General features: G+C 35.6%; 24 protein-coding genes. 16 read left to right on the plus strand and 8 right to left on the minus strand.

All coding sequences use genetic code 11. From position 1 onward, the window contains the following. Nucleotides 1–26 precede the first annotated feature (26 nt). The 5 genes from FTE26_RS12820 (at nt 27) to FTE26_RS12840 (ending at nt 1,716) form a co-directional block, all read left to right on the plus strand. Nucleotides 27–245 carry a helix-turn-helix transcriptional regulator gene (locus FTE26_RS12820; protein WP_000250490.1) on the plus strand — a complete coding sequence of 73 codons (219 nt, stop codon included), beginning with the start codon at nt 27–29 and terminating at the stop codon, nt 243–245. Nucleotides 246–260: 15 nt separating this feature from the next. Continuing rightward, nucleotides 261–590, plus strand: coding sequence for a hypothetical protein (locus tag FTE26_RS12825; protein WP_000790073.1), 330 nt, complete (start codon nt 261–263; stop codon nt 588–590). 13 nt (nt 591–603) lie between these two features. Then, nucleotides 604–915 carry a hypothetical protein gene (locus FTE26_RS12830; RefSeq protein WP_001030750.1) on the plus strand — a complete coding sequence of 104 codons (312 nt, stop codon included), beginning with the start codon at nt 604–606 and terminating at the stop codon, nt 913–915. 78 nt (nt 916–993) lie between these two features. Then, nucleotides 994–1,284 (plus strand): hypothetical protein, encoded by a 291-nt coding sequence (locus FTE26_RS12835; RefSeq protein WP_000164588.1) that lies wholly within the window; start codon nt 994–996, stop codon nt 1,282–1,284. Nucleotides 1,285–1,335: 51 nt separating this feature from the next. Beyond that, nucleotides 1,336–1,716 (plus strand): hypothetical protein, encoded by a 381-nt coding sequence (locus tag FTE26_RS12840; RefSeq protein ID WP_000416697.1) that lies wholly within the window; start codon nt 1,336–1,338, stop codon nt 1,714–1,716. A gap of 125 nt (nt 1,717–1,841) precedes the next feature. On the opposite strand, the gene FTE26_RS12845 is transcribed toward FTE26_RS12840, so the two are convergent. The 6 genes from FTE26_RS12845 to FTE26_RS12870 form a co-directional block, all read right to left on the minus strand. Next, the gene (locus tag FTE26_RS12845) at nt 1,842–2,246 is read right to left on the minus strand and encodes an H-NS family histone-like protein (RefSeq protein WP_000005143.1); all 405 of its coding nucleotides are present in this window, start codon (nt 2,244–2,246) and stop codon (nt 1,842–1,844) included. 158 nt (nt 2,247–2,404) lie between these two features. Beyond that, nucleotides 2,405–2,884 (minus strand): DUF4756 family protein, encoded by a 480-nt coding sequence (locus FTE26_RS12850; RefSeq protein ID WP_001233377.1) that lies wholly within the window; start codon nt 2,882–2,884, stop codon nt 2,405–2,407. 136 nt (nt 2,885–3,020) lie between these two features. Further along, a complete protein-coding gene (locus FTE26_RS12855; protein WP_001000495.1) occupies nt 3,021–4,001 on the minus strand; it encodes a competence protein CoiA family protein in 981 nt (326 codons plus the stop codon). Nucleotides 4,002–4,233: 232 nt separating this feature from the next. Next, a complete protein-coding gene (locus FTE26_RS12860; protein ID WP_000735922.1) occupies nt 4,234–5,034 on the minus strand; it encodes a hypothetical protein in 801 nt (266 codons plus the stop codon). Beyond that, nucleotides 5,031–5,600, minus strand: a complete 570-nt coding sequence (locus tag FTE26_RS12865; protein WP_000572028.1) for a replication/maintenance protein RepL — start codon at nt 5,598–5,600, stop codon at nt 5,031–5,033. The genes FTE26_RS12860 and FTE26_RS12865 overlap by 4 nt, the downstream gene beginning before the upstream one ends. Before the next feature lie 906 nt (nt 5,601–6,506). Next, nucleotides 6,507–6,836 (minus strand): helix-turn-helix domain-containing protein, encoded by a 330-nt coding sequence (locus tag FTE26_RS12870; protein WP_001076107.1) that lies wholly within the window; start codon nt 6,834–6,836, stop codon nt 6,507–6,509. Nucleotides 6,837–7,039: 203 nt separating this feature from the next. Between FTE26_RS12870 and FTE26_RS12875 the strand changes: the two genes are divergently transcribed. From FTE26_RS12875 to FTE26_RS12900, 6 genes are all read left to right on the plus strand, one after another. After that, the gene (locus FTE26_RS12875; RefSeq protein ID WP_000821759.1) at nt 7,040–7,594 is read left to right on the plus strand and encodes a hypothetical protein; all 555 of its coding nucleotides are present in this window, start codon (nt 7,040–7,042) and stop codon (nt 7,592–7,594) included. A gap of 15 nt (nt 7,595–7,609) precedes the next feature. Continuing rightward, a complete protein-coding gene (locus tag FTE26_RS12880; RefSeq protein WP_001224786.1) occupies nt 7,610–8,161 on the plus strand; it encodes a lipoprotein in 552 nt (183 codons plus the stop codon). Nucleotides 8,162–8,170: 9 nt separating this feature from the next. After that, nucleotides 8,171–8,446, plus strand: a complete 276-nt coding sequence (locus tag FTE26_RS12885) for a membrane protein (RefSeq protein ID WP_000430098.1) — start codon at nt 8,171–8,173, stop codon at nt 8,444–8,446. A gap of 454 nt (nt 8,447–8,900) precedes the next feature. Then, nucleotides 8,901–9,116: a hypothetical protein gene (locus tag FTE26_RS12890; protein WP_000655891.1), complete on the plus strand. Its 216-nt coding sequence runs from the start codon at nt 8,901–8,903 to the stop codon at nt 9,114–9,116. A 90-nt stretch (nt 9,117–9,206) separates the two neighbouring features. Beyond that, nucleotides 9,207–9,488, plus strand: coding sequence for a helix-turn-helix domain-containing protein (locus FTE26_RS12895; protein ID WP_000884144.1), 282 nt, complete (start codon nt 9,207–9,209; stop codon nt 9,486–9,488). After that, nucleotides 9,481–10,581: a reverse transcriptase family protein gene (locus tag FTE26_RS12900; protein ID WP_000549476.1), complete on the plus strand. Its 1,101-nt coding sequence runs from the start codon at nt 9,481–9,483 to the stop codon at nt 10,579–10,581. The genes FTE26_RS12895 and FTE26_RS12900 overlap by 8 nt, the downstream gene beginning before the upstream one ends. 76 nt (nt 10,582–10,657) lie before the next feature. Here FTE26_RS12900 and mobQ read toward each other — a convergent pair whose 3' ends face one another. Next, nucleotides 10,658–12,160 carry a MobQ family relaxase gene (gene mobQ, locus FTE26_RS12905; RefSeq protein WP_000964108.1) on the minus strand — a complete coding sequence of 501 codons (1,503 nt, stop codon included), beginning with the start codon at nt 12,158–12,160 and terminating at the stop codon, nt 10,658–10,660. A gap of 940 nt (nt 12,161–13,100) precedes the next feature. Between mobQ and FTE26_RS12910 the strand changes: the two genes are divergently transcribed. The 5 genes from FTE26_RS12910 (at nt 13,101) to FTE26_RS12930 (ending at nt 17,227) form a co-directional block, all read left to right on the plus strand. Beyond that, nucleotides 13,101–13,538, plus strand: coding sequence for a hypothetical protein (locus FTE26_RS12910; protein WP_001259259.1), 438 nt, complete (start codon nt 13,101–13,103; stop codon nt 13,536–13,538). 1,331 nt (nt 13,539–14,869) lie between these two features. Next, entirely contained in the window at nt 14,870–15,379 is a 510-nt protein-coding gene (locus FTE26_RS12915) for a hypothetical protein (RefSeq protein ID WP_001400543.1), read from the plus strand. 26 nt (nt 15,380–15,405) lie between these two features. Further along, nucleotides 15,406–15,927, plus strand: coding sequence for a hypothetical protein (locus FTE26_RS12920; RefSeq protein ID WP_001044251.1), 522 nt, complete (start codon nt 15,406–15,408; stop codon nt 15,925–15,927). An 82-nt stretch (nt 15,928–16,009) separates the two neighbouring features. Then, entirely contained in the window at nt 16,010–16,333 is a 324-nt protein-coding gene (locus tag FTE26_RS12925) for a conjugal transfer protein TraD (protein ID WP_001280265.1), read from the plus strand. Between the two features lie 336 nt (nt 16,334–16,669). Then, nucleotides 16,670–17,227 (plus strand): type 4 pilus major pilin, encoded by a 558-nt coding sequence (locus FTE26_RS12930; RefSeq protein ID WP_187803040.1) that lies wholly within the window; start codon nt 16,670–16,672, stop codon nt 17,225–17,227. 68 nt (nt 17,228–17,295) lie between these two features. Here the strand turns inward: FTE26_RS12930 and FTE26_RS12935 are convergent, their stop codons facing one another. Next, nucleotides 17,296–20,256 carry a type III restriction-modification system endonuclease gene (locus tag FTE26_RS12935; protein WP_000766119.1) on the minus strand — a complete coding sequence of 987 codons (2,961 nt, stop codon included), beginning with the start codon at nt 20,254–20,256 and terminating at the stop codon, nt 17,296–17,298. Nucleotides 20,257–20,265: the final 9 nt, after the last annotated feature.

Consider the following 20,265-nt stretch of genomic DNA (forward strand, 5'->3'; position numbering starts at 1 on the left):
TCCATCGAACAACACAGGAGATAAACATGGTTCAAAACAAAACAGATAAAACTTTAAAACTTATTCGCTTATCAGAAGTAATAAGGAAAACCGGGTTCGGCAAAACGTGGATTTATAAACTTATCAGCGCGGGGAAATTCCCCAAACAAATAAAAATCGGTGACAGAGCTGTTGCTTTCATTGAAAGCGAAGTTGATGAGTGGATTTATAAAGCTATAACTGCTTCTCGTAATACATCTAACTAATAAAAGGAAAATAACATGAAAAATATAAATGTGCCTGAAATATCATTTATCTTTGATAATGATAAAACTGAAGTTTTCTCAAGAATGGCAATGGATAACTTAGCTCTTTATGTGGAAAACATGTTTAAGATAATGGGTGATCAATTTGAACGTCATCTTTATGATGAAAAATATATGAATATGGTTATGGATCATATTATTTATATCACAAAACCAGACTTCCTCAAGTGGGTGAGAGACAATAATGTTGGGGAATGTGTTTTTTTGATTGATGAAGTTATGGAAGATTTAAAATACTCTTATAGAGAGTTCAAAAAAATCTATCCTAAACTTGGCATTAAATAAAGAGGAAGAAATCATGAATAAAGATCTGAAAAAAGAAGCAAACAAGATATTACTGCATTTATCTAAACAATGCTTTGAATTGCGTGTGAGTTCTGTTATTCAGAACCATCCTGAACAAGTAGAACAACTCAAGCATGAAGAAGCTTTTATGATGAATACTTATAAGGACAGTATTAAAGTAGCAAAACATATGTTCCCTAAAGTCGTAAGGAATACATTCTTTGATGTAAAGTTATCACCAAGGCTCATTGATAACGATTTTATATTGAAAGCATTAAAGGCATTTCATAAACAAATGGATTTTATGAAAGATTTTCAAAAGTAGTTTTTTGTTTTAGCCCCGTATTCAGGGGCTGAAAATAAGAGTAAGTTAAAATATATCATGTAAAAATGAGGAGTAATCATGACTAAAAATATTGAAAGTAAAAATACATCTACTGAGTTGTTCTATGATCTTGCAAAGCGTTCTTTTGAAGCGAGCTGGAAAACAATGCAGGATATGTGTAGTGATAGCATTTCGCATCTTGTCGATGATGCTGATTTTATGAGCGCATTTATACGGCTCACTATTAATCATATTTGTCATAACTTTGAGAAGTTTACTACACAAGAAGGAAATCAAGGACACCTTACAGAGGTCAACTTTGAAGAGGTTGCAGAACGGCTTGTGCGTAATGCTTGGGTGTTTTGCTAAAACTCATGTGTATTTTTATTTAAGTCTTAATATTAATAAGAGAGGATTTTTATGGAAAAAGTTAAGATGAGCAAAAAAGATAAAACGATGATATTTGCTATATCAGTGACATTAATGTTATACGTAAACAGGATTTACGGGATGGCAAGTGTAAATGATGAAGATGTTATGACTTTTGTAAAAGAAGAGGATGCTGTTGATTCACTGTTACGTACTCAAATGTTAGAAATCATTAATGGTTTCGATTATTACAAAGGTCTTTATGGTTCGGGTAAAGAAAAAAAGGAGCATATAGATATGGCAGAGCTATTGGAGAGAGTAACATTTTATTATGACCTTTATATCAGGGATATGTTGATAAGAAATCTGGAAAAAGGACAATCCTTAGTTGATAATGGAGTGCTCGACTGGGATCTGGACATAAATAGATAACATCAGGAAAATGTTATTTAGAGGAATGTATGAGTATATCAATAGTGTAATGACGGAATGGATTCCAGTATTACATATAGCCTGATTTTTAAAACCGTCAAAATAAATTGACGGCCTTAGAATGATCAGATTGCGAAGTCTTCCAGTGTTTTACCTGCTTCAATAGCAGCAGCGATCACTTTAGGAGTACGGCCCTGACCCGTCCAAGTCTGTTCATTACCGTTTTCATCTGTATATTTGTATTTAGCCGGGCGTGGAGCACGGGGGGATTTTGCTTTAGGCTGAGATGAACCAACCGCTAAAAGTAGTTCAGCAGGATCGATACCATCTTCTAACAGTTTCTGGCGGAAGGCTTCAAGCTTAGCCTGACGTTGTTCTTGTTCCTTGAGTATTGCCTGTTCTTCCTCACGGCGCTCATCAACGATAACAGAGAGTTTTTCCAGCATCTCTTCCAGCGTTTCCAGATCAGTTTCACGAGCCTGTGCGCGAAGTGTACGAATATTATTCAGTGCCTTGAGAGTTTCACTCATACGATGCCTTCCTGTGTTTAAAATGGGGATTTATACAGTTAATGTATAGGATGCGATTGAACAGCCAAAAATATACTAACCGATAAATAATATAGTAAATACTATCGGTTAATCAATCTAATAAATTCCATTTTACACTGAATAGCACAGGATAAGTTTTACAGAGGCATTTTCCTGCGTATCTGACTTGATGGTTTGAACTCTGACGAAATGCGGGAGAGTTGTTCAAGGCTCTGTTCAATAGAACGCTGAAACTCCAGAGCGGCTTCTTTACGCTGTTTTACGACCAAGGCAACAATTTCTTCATCACTTTTTTCTGAAAGTGTTTTGGAATAAAGCATTCTCTCATGCAGTACATCAAAATTACCTGATGATTTTGCTGCTGTTCGTGCTGTTGAACTGCTTATCGGGTTAAGTTCATCAATAAACAATTCAATAAGAGATTCTCTCTTTTTATCCAGTCTGCGAAGTTCGGTATGGGCAGACTTAAATTTTTTAATCTTAATCCACGGAATATTATCAGAGCATAGTTTACGATATTCATTTCGGTATTCTTCTATCGGAATATAATTTTTTAGTTCTTTTACTGTATCTAAATATTGGATTAAATCACTGTTGTCTGTTTTTACTTTTCTCATATAAAACCTCGTTAATAAAATAATGTATATATTTATATTACGAGATATGGTGTAAGTGTCAAATGACCTAATATATAGGCAAAAGTTTTATATGTTTTCTACTTCATCAAACTCATCTTCTTGAGAATAATCAATTTTATTTATGGCTTATATTCATTAATTTTCCTCTTAATATATCAAGCTCTTTTTGCTTACTTAATTTGGAACCAAACCATTTATATTCTAGGGTGTATTCAAAATCATTAAGGTATTTAATATGTGTTGTTTCCCAATTAATATATCGTATCCCTATGATTGCTTCACAATGGACACAGGTATTGGAAAGATAACCCTTCTTTACTTTAGGTGTTCTGACAAAACAAATTGTATGAGGAGCTTTATCAGTAGGACCATTGTTATGGATGAATACAGGTGTGTTTTTTTTACAACGGTAGCAAGTAATTATATCAGCAATATAATTGTGCTTTTTGTCATTCGGTATGTTTAATGGAGTATAGAGGTTTCTATCTATTTTATGTTTATCGCATAATCTGATAACATCCATAAAATGATTTATACAATCCTTACAAAAACCTAAGCGAAACCGGAAATCATGGCATCGCCACAAAAATGGGTTTTCAATGACTGTTTCTGATTTTAGCTCAATCCAAGGAATAGACAGTTTTTCTTTTTTATTTTCATCAGTCTCATGGGTATGATAAATTTCAATTGCAATTTTTCTACTGTTTTGAGTGTCAGCGACAACATCACAGCGATAGTTATCTATAGAGACTTCTTCGTGTGAGGAAGAAAAGAAATGTGGTGGGATAGTTTTAATATTTTCACCATGACAACCAAAACATTTACTGATTAGTGTGATTTTTCTATTTCCTCTAGCATTTTCATATACAGCATAACAGATGAGTATTTTTGCTAGTTTGTGATATACAGACTCAGGATCACATTGTGTGTCACTTCTGTGTGAAAAGTGTCTTTTTTTGATTTTCCCTTCCTTAAACGTTAATTGCTCATTGCAACACGGACAATAATATTTTTGGCCTTTAACTGCATCGTGAATATGAATGAGTTTTTCATCAACAGATTTAGCCCAAGGTATCTTAATAACAGTATCATTCATTCTTCATCCTCATTTGAATTTTTACTATTTATTGTCTGCTCTCTATAAAACAACCTTGCCTGATAACCTTTAAGTATTATCTTTGTTCTGGAATAATCAAATAATATATCCATATCTATTCTCCCACATGATTTACAGATCACAAATTCCCATCTGAGGTCATGTAATTTACTTATTGACATACTATCTTTTGTTTCGCCACCACAAGCACATTGCATAACAATCTCCAATTTTAAACTAGTTTAAGGGTTTTATATTGTTCAAATATAAGTTCACCGTTTTCAGTATAGATTTCAACTTTACCAACTTTTCCATCTGGTCTTTTAATTGAAAAGCGGATTAATCTCTCATCACGATACTTTTCAAAAAGTTCAGGTTTCTCAGCGAAGTATTTAGCTTTGGTGGAAACACTAAACAGATAATCACAACTTGAACTTATTGTTCTTTTAAAATCCATTTCGGATAATCCACTTTCTCTTATCTTTTTATTGATAAATTCTTTCAGTGGTCGTTCATAAAGTTCTTTTTCTTTAGCTCTACGTTCTTCCTCTTCTCTCTCTCTTTGTTTTTTAATCAAATAGGATTTATGTTTTTCTTCTTGCAGTTTAATATTTTCGCTGTGAATAATAGCATTTATACTTGAAGCAGGAACAACAGATGTCGTTAAAGCACAATGGGAATATTTATTATTAGCTTGTAGATTTTTTACCGTTTTTTCTATTTTTTCTATATGTAATTTTTTATCAAATGAAACAATCCTTCTGTCATTTTCTTTTCTTACCAATTTTGATGTGTTTTCAATATTATCTTGGCTATCTAAATTCAATGAAGATACAATTCCGTTTCCTACATGGTCGTAGAGAGCTTGTTTTTTCGAATCGATATAACATTCAAGAAATGAGTAGAGTTTAAATTCTTCAACTCCAAATGTTTCTTCAAGCATCGTCATTTGTTCTGCTAGTACATTGAGAATATCATTTTTTGAGAGTCTTTCATGAAGTTTTATTTCAAGTGAACCGGGTAGTTTTTTCATTTTTTCACCTTATTGTTACTGGGTTTATTAGAGTTACTGCTGGAAAGATAATATGTTTTCATAAACGTCAAGCGATCACCATTAAACATATAGTCTGGATTAATAAAGTAATAGTTCTGTACCATAGTCTCTGCGATAAATTTCTTATCAGCAAGTTCTTTCATGCCCTTGAAATAGGTCGTTCTCGATATCTTCACGATATCTTGATCTACAATATCATATGACATTAAAATAGTATCAGTATCCTTATTATCTCTGATAGCAAGATAAAGAATCTTGAAGACTTTCTTACCAGATGAAGACAATCCTTCAATAGCCGATACGCCATCAACATAAAGTTTAACAAACTGTGTCTTATCTACTTCCATAGCCTGAAAGAAGCCACCATTGCCAACGTGCTCTCCCGTATTTTCATTCACTAATGCTAAGCGGTCTTTTCCTGTTGTAATACGTCTAATACCAGTTTTTGTATGTAGATTTGTATCATTAAGAAATGGGTTTTTAGTATGACGTGGGAGACCTCTTCGTGATTTCTTTACTTCAGTTTGTATCTTATTTTCTATCATGGTATTTACTCCTTTATTTTTTTAGTTATACATTTAAGTTAATACTATATTTTGCGTGTAAGTCAACACTTAAGGTTTATATTTTTTAAAATAAATAACACTTAATGTTTTTACTTATGAAACTTGTAGTGCGACAGCATATATATAAATAATACTTTATCATTTTTATTTGAGAATAGTTATCAACTTAAGTACCGGGATTCGGGACTTTAACTCCCGGATGTCGGTACTTGGTTTTAAGCTATAACTGGCCTGAGAGCATTTTCCTTCTTCATTATTCAATTAGTGAAGCTGAGAACAACTATGCAGAGGCATTTTAGGGGTATAGTTTTACTTTTTATTGCATTGGTTTTCTCTCTTCAATTTATATCTCAGCGAAGTGATTGTTTCAAACAATCACTAAGCGCTGCTGATATCTTATTAAAGTTGAAATTTTTTCCCATTTACCTCATAGCGGCTATCGCCGCAATTCTTCATGGATAAATCCATCATTAACAGTGCAAAGCACTGTCCAGCAATGTGATTGTTTCGAAACAATCACGAAGTGCTGCTTCTATGAATATAGTTTCCCTATATGTTTAAGAGCAAATGCTATAGGTTGAAAATAACATGCTAACTTTCAAAACACGATCGTTATTAATTATTATAAGAAAAAAGGATCTAACGTTCATGAATACTTTAAATTTACGATTTAAATTATACATAAAAACTTGATGATTGGTTCAGTGTTAGGGCGTAGCCGTGCGTAAGCACCGAGATAAAAATCCTCAAAAAAGATTTTAAAAACACATTGTTATATTATTGGAAGAATATAAAATAATTTGATTGCTTTAACAAAAAAACTGGAAGTAAATTGGTATAGTTAAAATTTACTAACTAGTAGATGCTAATGAAAACCACATATGTTTACTTCGTAATATTATTTTTATCAATAATTTTTATTATTGTTTTTTTATTGTCTTCAGATAAATTTTCATAATTCATCACGATAGTAGCAAGTTCATCATCTTCCACGTAGAAATATGCTAAAGGCACATTTAACGTTTCTGCTAATTTTTGTGCAGTATGAATATCCGCTTCATGAACTCCTTTTTCGTATCGGTTGATACGAGTGCTTGCTACAAATTCGTCGATCCCGGCAGCAATGCCCAGCTTCTTTTGAGACAAACCAGCAGCCGTACGCGCTTCTTTCAAACGCTTACAAAAGATTTCTCTATGGGATTCTCGCTGGTTCATAAAAGCCCTCATCATCAAGAGCTACGAGAATCGTAGTTTTACCTTGTCTTGAATACTACGTTTAACGTAGTATCTGTTTGGGATGATGTACTGGTTTGCCGATACAGGTGACCTCAATGCTATCAAAAGTGATAGATAGAGAAGTTCACACGACCCATACCAGTTCAAGCCATTTTGTTATGTATTGACCTATGGGAAATGAAATGAAGAGAATCTTACTTGTGGCTGCAATGGCCTTAACAGGATGCCAACAGCTCAATGATGGCGTGAATACAGTTAATGGAGCAATCAATTCTTCGTTGTCATCAGTAAACAAAGCACTGGGGGGAACTGCCACACCTCAAAGCATTGGCCCGGTATCATCTGTTTCTGGTCTTGGTGCTGTTTGCAAAGACTATGAAGAAAATGCAATGGCAGCAGAAAAGAAATGGACTGGCAAAAGGATCTCTATCACCAATGCCACTGTTCTCGAGGTTACGAAGGGCAGAAGTGCCAGCGATATGATGACGGGAATGCCTAAGTCAGCCCCTAACTATTACCTTTTATTTAAAACCTCTGATACCAGCTACTGCGGCGCGATGGTCTGGCTGGATTACTACTCTGGTATTGATGATGCCGTTCTTACTTACAAGAAAGGCCAGAAAGTCAGCGTTACCGGAACGATAAACAATTTCGAAGTCCGTGGGTTCGCTACCGTCAACAACGCCGATATGCCAGTTCGTCTTGTTGTTCTGAGAAACGGCACAATCAACCATTAACTCTGGGATAACACTATGCGTAAATTTTTACTCGTGGCGGGTCTTGCTGCTCTTGTATCGGGATGCGGTGAAAAAGGCGATTTTGAAAAAGCGATCAACGCAAAAATATCACAATCAAAGCTGTGCTACTCCTTGCAGGACAACGATATTGTATTCAATAAAGGTTTTCCAATTAAGGTTAACCGTGGCTACCGTTCTGCCGGATACAGTGCCAGTGATGAAATCCTTAAAGGACTTGTTGAACAAGGGCTGCTCACTGTTTCACAACAGGCAAATGGGTTTAGCAGTGTTGATGTTCTGGAAGTAACTGACAAGGGCCAAGAGGTTGAGTTTTGGAACCGTGAGAATGGTGCCTGCGTCGGTCATCGGGAAGTTACTGAGATAAAGGAATGGACCGAACCGGGAAACGGTAATCAGAAAGTTGTACGCGTGTCATATACATGGAAGTTGGCGGATGTTCCTTCATGGGTGGACAAAAAAGCGTTCTCCAGCGTCAAGGGTATGAATGAACCTGAAGACGGCATGATTAATCTTGTTAAAACCAGCAATGGCTGGAAAGCGATCTAAGGGGCTATCATGGAAAACAATACCATCAAGTGTCCATTTTGCCTGAAAGAAAGCCAAAGGGGTGTCCATGTCTGCACCGGCTGCATGGCGACGGTTCTGTATGGAACCTTCCCCGGCTGGTATGCTTTCATTGTTATAGTATTGACCTTCGGCCTGTCTATTCTGATCGGAATGTCTACAGGTATGGCGGGAGCTACTATCAGCCTACCGATAATTGCGGCTGTTGGGTTTGTCGCAGGTAAGGCAATTTTCTCTGATAATGTTGTGTTTAGGCGAAAGATGTAAAACCCTTACCGTAAATGCAAAGAAACCATATCTGTTGAACTAAGTGTGGTTTTTTTGCATAACAAAGTATTTTATATTCCAAAAAAACATATAAAACATGTTGCCTGTCAGGCAACAACTATCTATTATCAAATCATGGACGAACGAACTCGTTTGTCTTTGCTCTTTAAAAACCTCTAGGATCGGTAAAGGACTGAGTGAAACTTTCAGTCAACCATTTCTCCAATACGAGACGTGGCCCATGTCCCTCTTCATTGTGATCGTAACTTAATGCGAAATGTATATTGCAATCGTCTATCTACGATACGGCATTGTTTAATGCTGAAATGGCGGGGTATCCAATCAGTTGTGTTGGATGGGTGTTGGCTGGCTTTGTCTACGGTGTGCAACACGATCCACAAGACATTTTGGCGGGGATGCAAGTTGCATCGTGTTGTTAAAATGAGAGGTTTTTATGAAAGATGTTTTAGACACTTTGCGCCAAGTGCGTGAAAAGAGCAAACACACTGTAGACAATAGCTCTTTGAAAAAACTGGATGATGCGATTCTGACCCTTGAAAAGAGAATCGAGGAGAATTCTAAAGGCCACACAGCCTTAGATTATCTTTCTTATATCGCGAAGATCTTTGCTTTAATTAAACTTCTGAGCGGTGATTCTGATTTTCATTGATATCTACCTACTAAGGGGATTTGTTATGTATCCATCTTCATTTTTTGAACGAGCAGCCAGCCATGTCAATCCCATTATCTGAGGTGCACTATGTTAGATATTGGTTCAACCATTAAACTATGCCGTGAAGCACGTAAGCTCACCTTACAAGAACTTTCAGATAGAACGGATTTAACGAAATCTTATCTATCTCGTATAGAGAACAATCAAAGAGATCCTACTATTACAGCGTTAGAAAGAATATCATTAGCGCTACATATCCCTCTAAATATAATCATCCTTCTTTCTGAAAGTGAAGAGACAAATGATGAGTTTTCTGACATCAATAATATGCTCAAAAAAACTATAATGGATACATTAGTTAATGCATAAAAATTGGAATTATTCAAATAAACCACTTGCTAATTTAGAGTCTCTATTCAAAATGCTGGAAACGAATGAAGAGAGGCTCACTTATCTTTTAAAAAACAAAAGAAAATATTTCAAAACGGTGCCTGTAATAAGAAAAGGTAAAAAAAGAACGACGTATAAAGTGGTTGGTGAATTATTAAAGGTACATGAGCTTATTAAACAGCGTATTTTTTCTAAGATATCACTCCCAGAGTATATTACTGGAGGTAGGAAAGGAGTCAGCTATATTGATGATTGTAAATCCCATCTTAATAAGTCAATTATCATTCAAGAAGATATGAAGGATTTCTTTCCTTCTATAAAAGAAGATCTGATAGCTAAAGCTTTTCAATATTACATGAACTTCTCTCCTGAAGTTTCGTTATTAATAGCGAATCTGTCAACACTTGAAGGCTCACTTGTTCAAGGGACTAAGTTAAGTACTGACATTGCCAACTTAATATTTTTAGAAGAAGAGGCTCTCCTCAGTGAGGAAGTTAGAAAATTAGGTGGAATTTACACGAGATATGTCGATGACATAACTATTAGTTTCGAATCTGAAGTTAATAATGATGATATTTCAAAAATAAAATTAATGATATTGTCAATGGCGCTCAAAAGTGGGGTTAGATTAAATAGGAAGAAATCAAGGGTTTTGAGGAATGGTCAGTCTAAAATTGTACATGGTGTAAAAGTAATCAAAGAGCTTAGACCAACACAAAAAAGAAAAGATAATATAAGGGTGTGTCTTTTTAATTTGAAGAAAAAAGTGATTGAAAAAGAAAGTGTTATGGATGTCCTTACGTTGTATTTTAAAATTAGAGGATTAATAAATACATTAAAGCAGCAAGGTGATAAGAATCATGCAGAGTATATAAAACAAGCTAATCAGTTAGTAGCTGGTGTTGATAAAAAGGAGGCAATAAAATCAATCAGGAAAATGAGAAAGGTTAAAGATATCAGGAAATTAAGATCGTTATATTCAAAGTTAAAACCATTAGGGTATACATCTAAAAGTGTTTCTGCTATTTTGGATGTTGAATATAAAACATGTAAATGTAAAATTAATAACTAACTGATTGAGAAGTTACGGGTAAATCATACTGGATTGTCATCGATTTATTACGGATTACGATTAATGTGTAATAAAATTATTTATTAACACGATAACTGGATGGTCTCAGTTGTGGTGAATTGTTTTTTTTGTTTTCATGTATCGACGGATTGAGAACTATGTCCCTATTGGCATTGTTGTGCTCGCTATTCTGACGACTTGGGAAACGGTTGATCTCATCCGGTGTTGGTTTATAATCATCTTGGTTAAACTTGGATTTTTTCTCATATTCAGTGCGAGAGATATGACGGCCTAATACCTCATCAAAGACATAGTTTTCAGCAATACGTTTATCATGTTCTTCACTGATAAGATCATTTTGGGATTTGTTTGCTTTAGCCCATACAAACTTCTGCTTGAAAAAATCTATGACAAGAGTTGTGAAGCGTTTAAAAATATTATCCTGACGTGGAGTAGTCTGTTTCCTCTTAACACGTTCAGGGGCGCTTCTGGATGCCCTGTTTGGGTTTTGAGAGGTGGATGTTTTCAGAATAGTATTTGTACCAGAATCAGAAATACTGATTGATGGCGGAATACAAGCAACAACCTTGCTGACTTTGGATTTATCACGATAGGATTTAACGCCACGCATACGAGTATGAGGAGCTGGTGCTACCAGTAAAGGTCTTTGTTCGTCATTTGTAGAAGAGCTGGATCGCGTTTCAGGTAAAACAATTTCTTCTGGTTCAGCAAGATGTGTAATCGTAAAGCTTCTGACATCAACGACGATTTCAAGATCAAGTTCGCTGAATGTTTTGTAGACTTCAACTGCTTCCTGCTTCGCTACATCACGAACTGTCTGTTCTGCGGCTCTTTGTTCCTGAGCAGCCTTACTACGCCATTTGGCACTATGGATACGTTTCATTGCAGGACGGTTTGTTTCAGCGGCTTTAGCAAGCCATAGCGCTTTTTCTTCATTATCTAAAGCTACCGCCGCTTTTTCTAATGCCTCTTCATGCTGGGCCTGAAGAGAACGATGATCGATACGTTCTGATGAACCAGCAGCAGCGAGGAAGCTGTTAGCCATAGATGCCCATGATTCACGCCAAAAAATAGACATTTTTCTGTCGTTCCAGCTTCTTTCCTTTTTGCCAAAACCTTCCGGGCCTATTGTTTTTAAGGTCAACATAACGTGAGCATGAGGATTATCACTATCGAGATCATGAAAAGCGATGTCAGCAATCATGCCTTTATCAACGAAATTTTTCTGACAATACTCAAGGACAAGTCTTTTCTTGTCGTCATTGTTTAACTCGGCAGGAATAGCAACATCGAAATAACGGGATGTTTGACCATTGTTCTGGCGCTCAACTTTTTCCACTTCATTCCACAATGCTGTAGAATCTTTTACGATGTGTTCTGGTGCGTTAGCTGGAGCTAATATGAAGTGCCCATATAAATCAGTACGGCGACTGTAATCATACGTATCACCTGTTCTTTCATCTGTTATGCGTGTACGAGCATGATAGGCAGCCTTCGCAACGGAAGACCTGCCTTCTGAACGTTTCACAATTTTAAAATCAAGATGAAAAATAGCCATACAATAAAAACAACCTCAATATAAATTTAAATATCAAACCAAAATATAAATCTCAAATGCGACTATGCTGGTTTTAGTTTTTCGTAAGAAAAACTCTGGTGTTGACGTTGACCTTGTTTCCGAAGGAAACGGTGTTAGCCTGCGGCAGGCAACCGTCGGTAGACCCCACACACTGCGTAGCAGTGTATAGGTGGGCATTGCTTTATTTTTATATCTCCTAACGGAGCTAAAAATAACGACAATGTAAAAAAGTTTTTCTATAGTTAAATAATAACTCTAGTTTTACGGGCTGTGAAATTTACAGGGCTAGAATCGGATGAACGGCTGAGGTATTACACGAACCTTAATGATTGTGGTTTTAGAGAGCGCCCGTAAGGGCAAAAGTAGTTAAATTAGTCTCCCGCCGTAGGCGGGAAAGTGAAATTTAGATAAAACAGTGAAAATAACAGATGTTTTTCCGTGTTGCACAATTCACAGGTTAGGCATGAAAATTATAATAAAAATATAACAAATAAAAAGAAAAACTCTAACGAGAAAAATTAAGTAACGTGGAGAGAATCGCTTAAAATGTTAGTGTGCGCTAGCGCACAAGTGTACGATTATTCAATTTTTCATTATCCTATTTTTGATTTTTAAACTGGTCTGACCATGCTTTATTCCAAACTGATAAAAAACAAAATTTGAAACTGACTATCATTAACAGGGCCTTGCCCTGTTTCAGCAATGTGATTGCTTGCGGCAATCACTAAGTGCTGCTATTGATTTTTATCTGTTGTATTTCGTATGCGTGAAATAAAAACATTGGCAGATGCCATTGAAACATATAAGAACATTAAAAAATCAGAATTAAGTCAAACTATATCAAATATATAATCATCAAAAGCAAAGACATAGCGAGTAAATTCTGTATTATATTATTTGTATTAAAAAGGAGAGGATTATGAGAACAATAACCATGTATAACAAAGAAAACTTAAAACAAGCGGAGGCGGTATACGATAAACTTCATTCTATAACCAGAAAGTTAAAGTGGGAGATTAACAAACTAAAAGAACAGTCTTTCTCTTTAACTCTAAAAGAAGAGTCAGGTAAATGTGTTAAAGACGCTTATTTAACTTTATTAGATAAGACGAAAACAGAACTGAATGACTCTATCTGTAAAATTGGATTTGTTGATAATGATGTTTATCTTTTTATTGACTGGTTTCTAAATAAACATTGTGCTGTGAATACCAGAGATGGTGCTGCTCCTGATGGAACACATTTTATCTTTTATGATTATATCGATCTTGAGATACAAAACTTCAACAGCATAGTATCAGAGATTAAAGATAACGCCCTTAATAAGTTGTTTAGAGCTATGGCGGTAAGCATTTAATCTGATTTAACTTTGTTTTCATGGAGAGGGGATAACAAAAAGAAAGGTGTATGTTCTTACTGTCAATACAACATATCACATAAATATTTCATCTTATATTATAAGGTGAGGTTGATATCAAAGTTCATGTTTTCCACTAGACGAAAGATGTCATGTTGCTGGAAGAGGTATAATGAGTTCATGACACATAGAACAGTGAAGTAGCAGTAATCAAGTATGGAAAAGTAGGGCATTATGGCTTCTTCATTCTGTTATTGGTGTTTTAGTTCATCTTCGTGAAACACAGGCTGTAAACATCGATTGTAGGCTTATACATGCACAGTTTACGGTCATATCTTAAAATCAACGTAAATACTAAAGCTCTTAAAACAGCGTCTTAAAATCGCATACAGAACGTTTTAAAGTAGTATAGTGAAATATAACAGAGAGAAAAAGACTAAATGTTTATCTGGTCTTTTTTATTTTTTAATAAAGTTAGGTTGTTTTATTTGACAAGCAAAATATTGTGTTGTAAATAAAATAAAGATACAAAAAAAGCCAACTTTCAAAGTTGACTTTTTAAGGACTAAAAAAGTTTTGCCGACTTTTGAAGCCTTGTAATCAGTTAGAGGAATAACGTGATTACAAATATAATAAAGTATTAAATAATCTTTTCATATTTGTCAAATCTAAATCTCAACTTTTTACAAGCTTTTCAAATACCATTTCCAAAAACATTTTAGTTCTCGAAAGCAATAACGTTAAAACCTGCTGTATCAGGTCTAAGAATCTTTGGACATCATGTGTTAAAAACTGTTTTGTTCTTAGGTTATTGTAGGTGGCATATAAACGGGGGGAAGTCGGTAGCCACCAACTTGAAGCGTTCATCTAAAATCTATAAAGCGGTAGTATAATTTTCTTTAGTAAAACGAGAAAATGCTTTAAATGATCATGATGTATCCGTAGGAGTCCGATGGGGTGTCCCAGTAATGGAAACGTGCTGGAACTCAATAGCTACGGTGAGAATCGCCAACCTGCGAACCTAAAAAAAATATTACAATAGTATTTTTTACGGGGGGTTAGGGGGGTGAAGCTTGCAGAAAAACTAAGTTTTCCTGACGGAAAACTACTACGACTGAAAGTCGCTACCTAAAACCCAGAACCTAATCTAATAAAATTCTAGTACTACTAGTACAAAAAAATAATTTAAAAAATCAGTAGGTAGGTGATGTTTCATTAAGTAACTAATGGAAAGTACGTAGGTTCATAAACTAAATATAGTGCATGGATTAATTTGAGTATTTTGGTTTTTAATTGTATTAATTAAGAAATATAAATAAAAAGGTAATGATATGGAAAGTAAAACAAAAAAATTAAGAATGGGATGGATACAAAATCTTACTGAGAATGAAAAAAAGATAATAGATGATTTTCTGGAAGAAGCCGCTAAGTTAAAAGGTAAAGCACTAAATAAAAAAGAAAAACAGACTGTCAAATTTATTGCTCGTGATCAAGTCCGCTCGATTAGAAAAGAGCAAAAATCAAAAAAACAAAAGAAGAGTAAAGTTGATATGGAAAAAAAAGAAGATGAAACAATTAATACCATATCAAATAATGCGGATGAGCAAGGAAGATTAAAGATACTATCAGCTAACGAAAGAGATTTTATCAATAATGCCATATATGAAGAAATGAAAATTAAAGGTAGAAAGCTTGTAAAATGTGAAATGAAAGAAGTTTTAAAAATCGCTCGAAAAAAGATCCTCAACAATCGTATATCTTGTCAGATCAAAAAAGAAAGAGACAAAGAACGTCATGCAGTAGTGTTTGAGTGGAAAAGACCAGAAACCTTCCGTCGTTAATCGGATATAATAATAGTGAGAAATATATGAATAAAACTAAAACTAAAACAAAAAAATTGAAAGAAAGTGAGTTTATAAGACATATAGAAAACAATCCTGTTGTCTCAACGGCTCTATGCGAGAAATATGGAATCTCTACTGAAACGATTGCCTATGCTTTATATGTTCATAGCAATAACTTCTTTCTTAAAAACGACTACGTTCAGGATGACATTCACTATGATATAGTTAAAAACAATTTAATAATAATGAAACCCACGCTTAGACAATATTATAGAAGAACAAGGCAAGTAGATTATAACGGATATACTTTTTTATCAGGAATTAAAGAATATCAAGACTATTGTATTTTGTTGACGCTTTGCTGCTATCATTGGATAGCTGATGTATTTACTGTCTATAATCATAGTGAAGGAAGCCAATTTGTCGTTGATGTTGCCAATGATCTTCTGAAAAGGAGCATAGATTATTTTTCAGTAGAACATGAAAATATTATTAACCGTTTTAATATCTTAAAAGAAAAGTTCCCATCTTACAAAAAAGGTTAATAAAATCATTTTTAAATATCCTCATTGACTAACATATATATAAGAAATATATATGTATCATGGAACTATAGGAGGATAGAAAATGAGTGATATTTCAGATAAAGAACAAACCAGAAAGAAACCACGAATCAAAAAGACACTGGAACAGCAATTAGCATCTGCTCAGATGCGTTTAAATCGTTTACAACATAAGTCTAAGAAAGAGTCTAAACAGATAGAAACACGCCAGAAAATAATTTTAGGTGCGGAAGTTGCCAAGGTTCTTGATTGTGATATTTTTACGGTGGATAAGGATCTTGTTTTAGGTATGCTACTAGAGATACCTCACCTACATCCAGATGATAAAGAAAGATTTAAAAGAAGCGGAATGTTATTTCTGGCTAGTATGAAAGGCCGAAAAACTTAATGGAATATAGAAGTCATTGTATAAATATAAAATGTTATATGTATTCAACTTTCATTGAATTAAATTTGACATTATTTTATATTAATTGTATTTTATTTTTATCATCACAGATGAATAACTCCATATTCAAATCTTGTAAGCTGTGGTGGTATTTAATAAAGTCATGGGGGTATACTCCCGATAAAAAGACCGTAAGTGAACACGGTCTTTTTATTTTCTGTTAAGTAATCCGCTTGTCGGCTGCTTTGTATATAATATTCTTTTTGTTGTTGCATTTATTTCTATATTTATTATTTCTTTTATATCATTTTGATCAATTATGGAGATATAAAGGAAATGAAAAAGACAGTATTAATTAAAAACATAAAAAATAAAAAAGGTTTCTCACTTTTAGAACTATTACTTGTTCTTGGGATCATCGCAGCATTAGTAGTAGCTGCTTTTATCGTTTATCCAAAAGTACAAGCTTCTCAACGTGCACAGGCTGAAAGTAATAACATAGCAACAATCCAAGCGGGTGTTAAGGCGCTTTATACATCAGCGTCAAGTTTTACAGGATTAACTAATACTGTTGCTGTTCAGGCTAAAATATTTCCTGATAATATGTTAAATGGTTCAACACCAATAAATGCATTCAAAGGAAATGTTGTGGTTGAATCAGCAAATACAGGTCCATCAGCAGCGCAAGGGTCATCATTCACCATAACATATAAGAATGTCCCTGCAGCAGAATGTACAAAAATTATTACAGCAGCGGCAGGTAATTTCTATACGGCAGGAGTAGGCACGGTCGGTAATGTTAAACCTGCTGGAGGTGTGCTGGATGTCGCAGAAACTGCAACACAATGTGAAAGCGGTGGGAATAGCAACACATTAATTTTCACGTCTATCTAACAAAAAGGGCTTGATAAATTATTTTTGGTTTCTTATTTAAGGAAAGGGCCTTACGGCCCTTTTCCATTTTATATACTGCTTAATACATCATTTATGTTTGTAGAGCGCATATATCTCGCAGGATTATTCATCTGATCTTTGAGTGAGATAAAATGAGCATTACCACAAGTAATTTTCGCATCTTCTTCATTACCAAGGCCAATGTGTTTACTTTTTGTTTCTACAACAAAGTAAATATGTTCTTCACCATTGTCTTCAATAACTAAGGCCCAGTCAGGATTGTAGGTTCCCAGTGGAGTCGGTATTTTAAACCAACCGGGAAGCTTCACATAAAGCTTAACTTCATCCTGTTCTTCGAGTTCCTGAGCGAAACGGCCTTCGACTTCAGAATCTTTAGGAACGTATTCGTAAACTGACTTAGACGAGGTTTCAAAAAGATTACGGGCATATCCCGTCAGTTCTTTATCCATAAACAGGCTTTGCGCATATACCTCGCCTTTCAGTGGATAATATTTAATACCATCAACAATTGACAGGCGTTTGCAGTAGTTGATTCGGCCTATAGCTTCACTGATAAACTGCTGTGGATTTTTAGCAAAATCAGCGAGTCTTCCACTCTCTTTCAGGATGGTGCTTAAACTGCGTCTTGTCAGTCCGGTTTTTTCCTGTAGAACACCAAGAATATCTGGCAATGGCTGCTCTGCAACATCAATTACAGTGCTTGTTGTCCCATTAGACAGAGCTTTAACATCAAGGCCAGATTGACTTTGTTTGATCGTTGCTTTGCTGAAACTGACCATTGCTTTCGCTACAGGCTGCATTTCAGAAAGTGATTTCGTACAGGATTTAATCAATTCATCTTCATCAAATGCCAGACGGTACAGCGTTTTTTGACAAATGCGCTGCCATAACGCTTCGAATTCCGGGCTGTTTAAGACTTCTTTCCGGTATTTGATTGTTTTACGCTCATCAGCATTGTTTATATTGAGTCGCCCTGCTGATTTACGTAGGATAGTTTCAATTTGTTCCTGTAGTAAGGCGTACTTCTCGCCAACAGCAAAAGTGTTTTTGAAAAGGGCTTCTTTCAGTGCTTTAGTTATTTTTCCCGACTTTTCCAGATAACCTTCAGTCTGGAGTTCAGCCCAAATCTCATGTGAACCTGCGATACCTACACCTTGCGGGTAATCAGAGGCGATCAGATGTGCAAACGCATCTTTTTCGATGATACCAAAACGGATGCCTGTTTCGTTCTCAATTTCACTCTGTAGTCGTTCAGCATAGGCTTCATAATTTTCACTGGCAATTACAGTCAGAATGTTAATGCTGTCATCACGAACACGTTCACCCTCTTGGTTAACACACAGGCGAAGACCACGCCCTAATGTTTGACGACGTTCTCGTTCACTTCCCATCTCTCGAAGGCTACAGATCTGGAATACATTGGGGTTATCCCAGCCTTCTTTCAAAGCAGAGTGTGAAAAAATAAATCTCACCGGATTAGAGAAACTCAAAAGCTTCTCTTTATTTTTCATGATGAGGTTATAACCGCGTTCCGCATTTTCGCGGCCTGCATTATTGCTTTCGGTTGTTTCAGCCCATGCACCTTTTTTATCAATGGAAAAATAACCATCATGAACGTCTTTAGCATGTTCTGGATGAGAAGGAACCAAAGTTTTATATGCGGGGCTTTTAATGGCCTTTAGATATTCTTCTTCAAAGATGCGGGCATATTCACCCGGTTCAAGCAGTCCTTCTTCATTAGTCTGGCGATAGAAATCAACCTTATCAATGAAAAATAGGGTAAGAACCTTGATTTGCTGAGGATTAAGGCGAAGCTCTTTATCCAGATGTTCACGGATTGTACGTCTAATCATATGCCGCTGGATAAGCATTGGGTCAATATCACCTACGATATCACCTTCTTTCATATAGTAGGTATTAGAAGGCGTATCCAGTGTCAGATAGCCTTCTTTGCCCGTGCGGATCTCACTTATCCTGTATCCCTGATAAATATCACGCCCCGTTTCGTCATCAAGTGTCATACCGTCATGCACGGTAATTTCAGAACGATTTACGCCCCCTTTTTTATCGGCTATATCAACAATAAGAGTCGCGCTAATGCTATTCTTCTTATTGTTAATACTGACCAGTTTTACATAGGGGCTATTACTTGCATTTTGGACTTCAAGCCCGGCAACTTCGATTTGTTTCACCAGTTTCTGATTGTAAGCATCAATGGCATCGAGGCGATACACCATATGATGTTTATGCACATGTGTCGCTGAATAGCGTAAGGTAAACATTGGGTGCATAGCATCAAGTGCGGTTTTACCTGCACCATTTAAGCCACCATCAACACTTTGCGGTTCATCGACAATAATAATTGGACGTGTAGCACGGATTAAATCAATGGGCTTATCCAGATCGTCCACAGTTGTTTTTTCACTGGACTGATAGAGCTTGTTAACATCTTTTTTGTTAATCGCACCCACAGTCATTACCATGATCTGCATAACAGAACTGGTTGCAAAATTTCGAACATCCGCAGGTTTTGCCGAATCATACAGATAGTATTCGTATGGAACTCCCGCATACAGGCTTTTGAAATGCTCTTCAGTAATTTGTAGTGTTTTATAAACGCCTTCCTTGATGGCAACGGAAGGAACTACGATGATAAATTTGCTCATGCCATATCGTTTATTCAACTCAAGCATGGTGCGAAGATAAACATACGTCTTACCTGTCCCTGTTTCCATCTCGACAGTAAAATCATGGCTGTCGAGCACAGGTGAAGGTGGAAGCTGGTTTTTCAACTGAACATTGTTTAAGTTTTTTAGCAGAACATCATCTTCGGGTATTTGTGGGTTAACAGGCATTGAACCCGTTGAACCTTCAAATGAGAGAACGCCCTGAGCTGGTGCCAGCACAGTCATTTCGCTTTCCCATTTTTCCTGACCTTCAAACAGATCGCAAACTGATGTTATGGCGTTTTGCTGATAGGTAAGGTCAGATTCAAAATGTAGTTTCATCTCATTCCC

It is taken from the genome of Escherichia sp. S10b (genome assembly GCF_028421345.1).
In the GTDB taxonomy this organism is placed as follows: domain Bacteria; phylum Pseudomonadota; class Gammaproteobacteria; order Enterobacterales; family Enterobacteriaceae; genus ECMA0423.

Excerpts from the sequence above, each read along its gene's own strand:
- FTE26_RS12890 (WP_000655891.1), top strand. The coding sequence starts at position 8,901 with ATGAAAGATGTTTTAGACACTTTGCGCCAAGTGCGTGAAAAGAGCAAA.
- FTE26_RS12835 (WP_000164588.1), top strand. The coding sequence starts at position 994 with ATGACTAAAAATATTGAAAGTAAAAATACATCTACTGAGTTGTTCTAT.
- FTE26_RS12860 (WP_000735922.1), bottom strand. The coding sequence starts at position 5,034 with ATGAAAAAACTACCCGGTTCACTTGAAATAAAACTTCATGAAAGACTC.
- FTE26_RS12925 (WP_001280265.1), top strand. The coding sequence starts at position 16,010 with ATGAGTGATATTTCAGATAAAGAACAAACCAGAAAGAAACCACGAATC.
- FTE26_RS12915 (WP_001400543.1), top strand. The coding sequence starts at position 14,870 with ATGGAAAGTAAAACAAAAAAATTAAGAATGGGATGGATACAAAATCTT.
- FTE26_RS12885 (WP_000430098.1), top strand. The coding sequence starts at position 8,171 with ATGGAAAACAATACCATCAAGTGTCCATTTTGCCTGAAAGAAAGCCAA.
- FTE26_RS12920 (WP_001044251.1), top strand. The coding sequence starts at position 15,406 with ATGAATAAAACTAAAACTAAAACAAAAAAATTGAAAGAAAGTGAGTTT.
- FTE26_RS12875 (WP_000821759.1), top strand. The coding sequence starts at position 7,040 with ATGAAGAGAATCTTACTTGTGGCTGCAATGGCCTTAACAGGATGCCAA.
- FTE26_RS12910 (WP_001259259.1), top strand. The coding sequence starts at position 13,101 with ATGAGAACAATAACCATGTATAACAAAGAAAACTTAAAACAAGCGGAG.
- FTE26_RS12825 (WP_000790073.1), top strand. The coding sequence starts at position 261 with ATGAAAAATATAAATGTGCCTGAAATATCATTTATCTTTGATAATGAT.
- FTE26_RS12865 (WP_000572028.1), bottom strand. The coding sequence starts at position 5,600 with ATGATAGAAAATAAGATACAAACTGAAGTAAAGAAATCACGAAGAGGT.
- FTE26_RS12870 (WP_001076107.1), bottom strand. The coding sequence starts at position 6,836 with ATGAACCAGCGAGAATCCCATAGAGAAATCTTTTGTAAGCGTTTGAAA.
- FTE26_RS12880 (WP_001224786.1), top strand. The coding sequence starts at position 7,610 with ATGCGTAAATTTTTACTCGTGGCGGGTCTTGCTGCTCTTGTATCGGGA.
- FTE26_RS12895 (WP_000884144.1), top strand. The coding sequence starts at position 9,207 with ATGTTAGATATTGGTTCAACCATTAAACTATGCCGTGAAGCACGTAAG.
- FTE26_RS12855 (WP_001000495.1), bottom strand. The coding sequence starts at position 4,001 with ATGAATGATACTGTTATTAAGATACCTTGGGCTAAATCTGTTGATGAA.
- FTE26_RS12930 (WP_187803040.1), top strand. The coding sequence starts at position 16,670 with ATGAAAAAGACAGTATTAATTAAAAACATAAAAAATAAAAAAGGTTTC.
- mobQ (WP_000964108.1), bottom strand. The coding sequence starts at position 12,160 with ATGGCTATTTTTCATCTTGATTTTAAAATTGTGAAACGTTCAGAAGGC.
- FTE26_RS12935 (WP_000766119.1), bottom strand. The coding sequence starts at position 20,256 with ATGAAACTACATTTTGAATCTGACCTTACCTATCAGCAAAACGCCATA.
- FTE26_RS12820 (WP_000250490.1), top strand. The coding sequence starts at position 27 with ATGGTTCAAAACAAAACAGATAAAACTTTAAAACTTATTCGCTTATCA.
- FTE26_RS12900 (WP_000549476.1), top strand. The coding sequence starts at position 9,481 with ATGCATAAAAATTGGAATTATTCAAATAAACCACTTGCTAATTTAGAG.
- FTE26_RS12845 (WP_000005143.1), bottom strand. The coding sequence starts at position 2,246 with ATGAGTGAAACTCTCAAGGCACTGAATAATATTCGTACACTTCGCGCA.
- FTE26_RS12830 (WP_001030750.1), top strand. The coding sequence starts at position 604 with ATGAATAAAGATCTGAAAAAAGAAGCAAACAAGATATTACTGCATTTA.
- FTE26_RS12840 (WP_000416697.1), top strand. The coding sequence starts at position 1,336 with ATGGAAAAAGTTAAGATGAGCAAAAAAGATAAAACGATGATATTTGCT.
- FTE26_RS12850 (WP_001233377.1), bottom strand. The coding sequence starts at position 2,884 with ATGAGAAAAGTAAAAACAGACAACAGTGATTTAATCCAATATTTAGAT.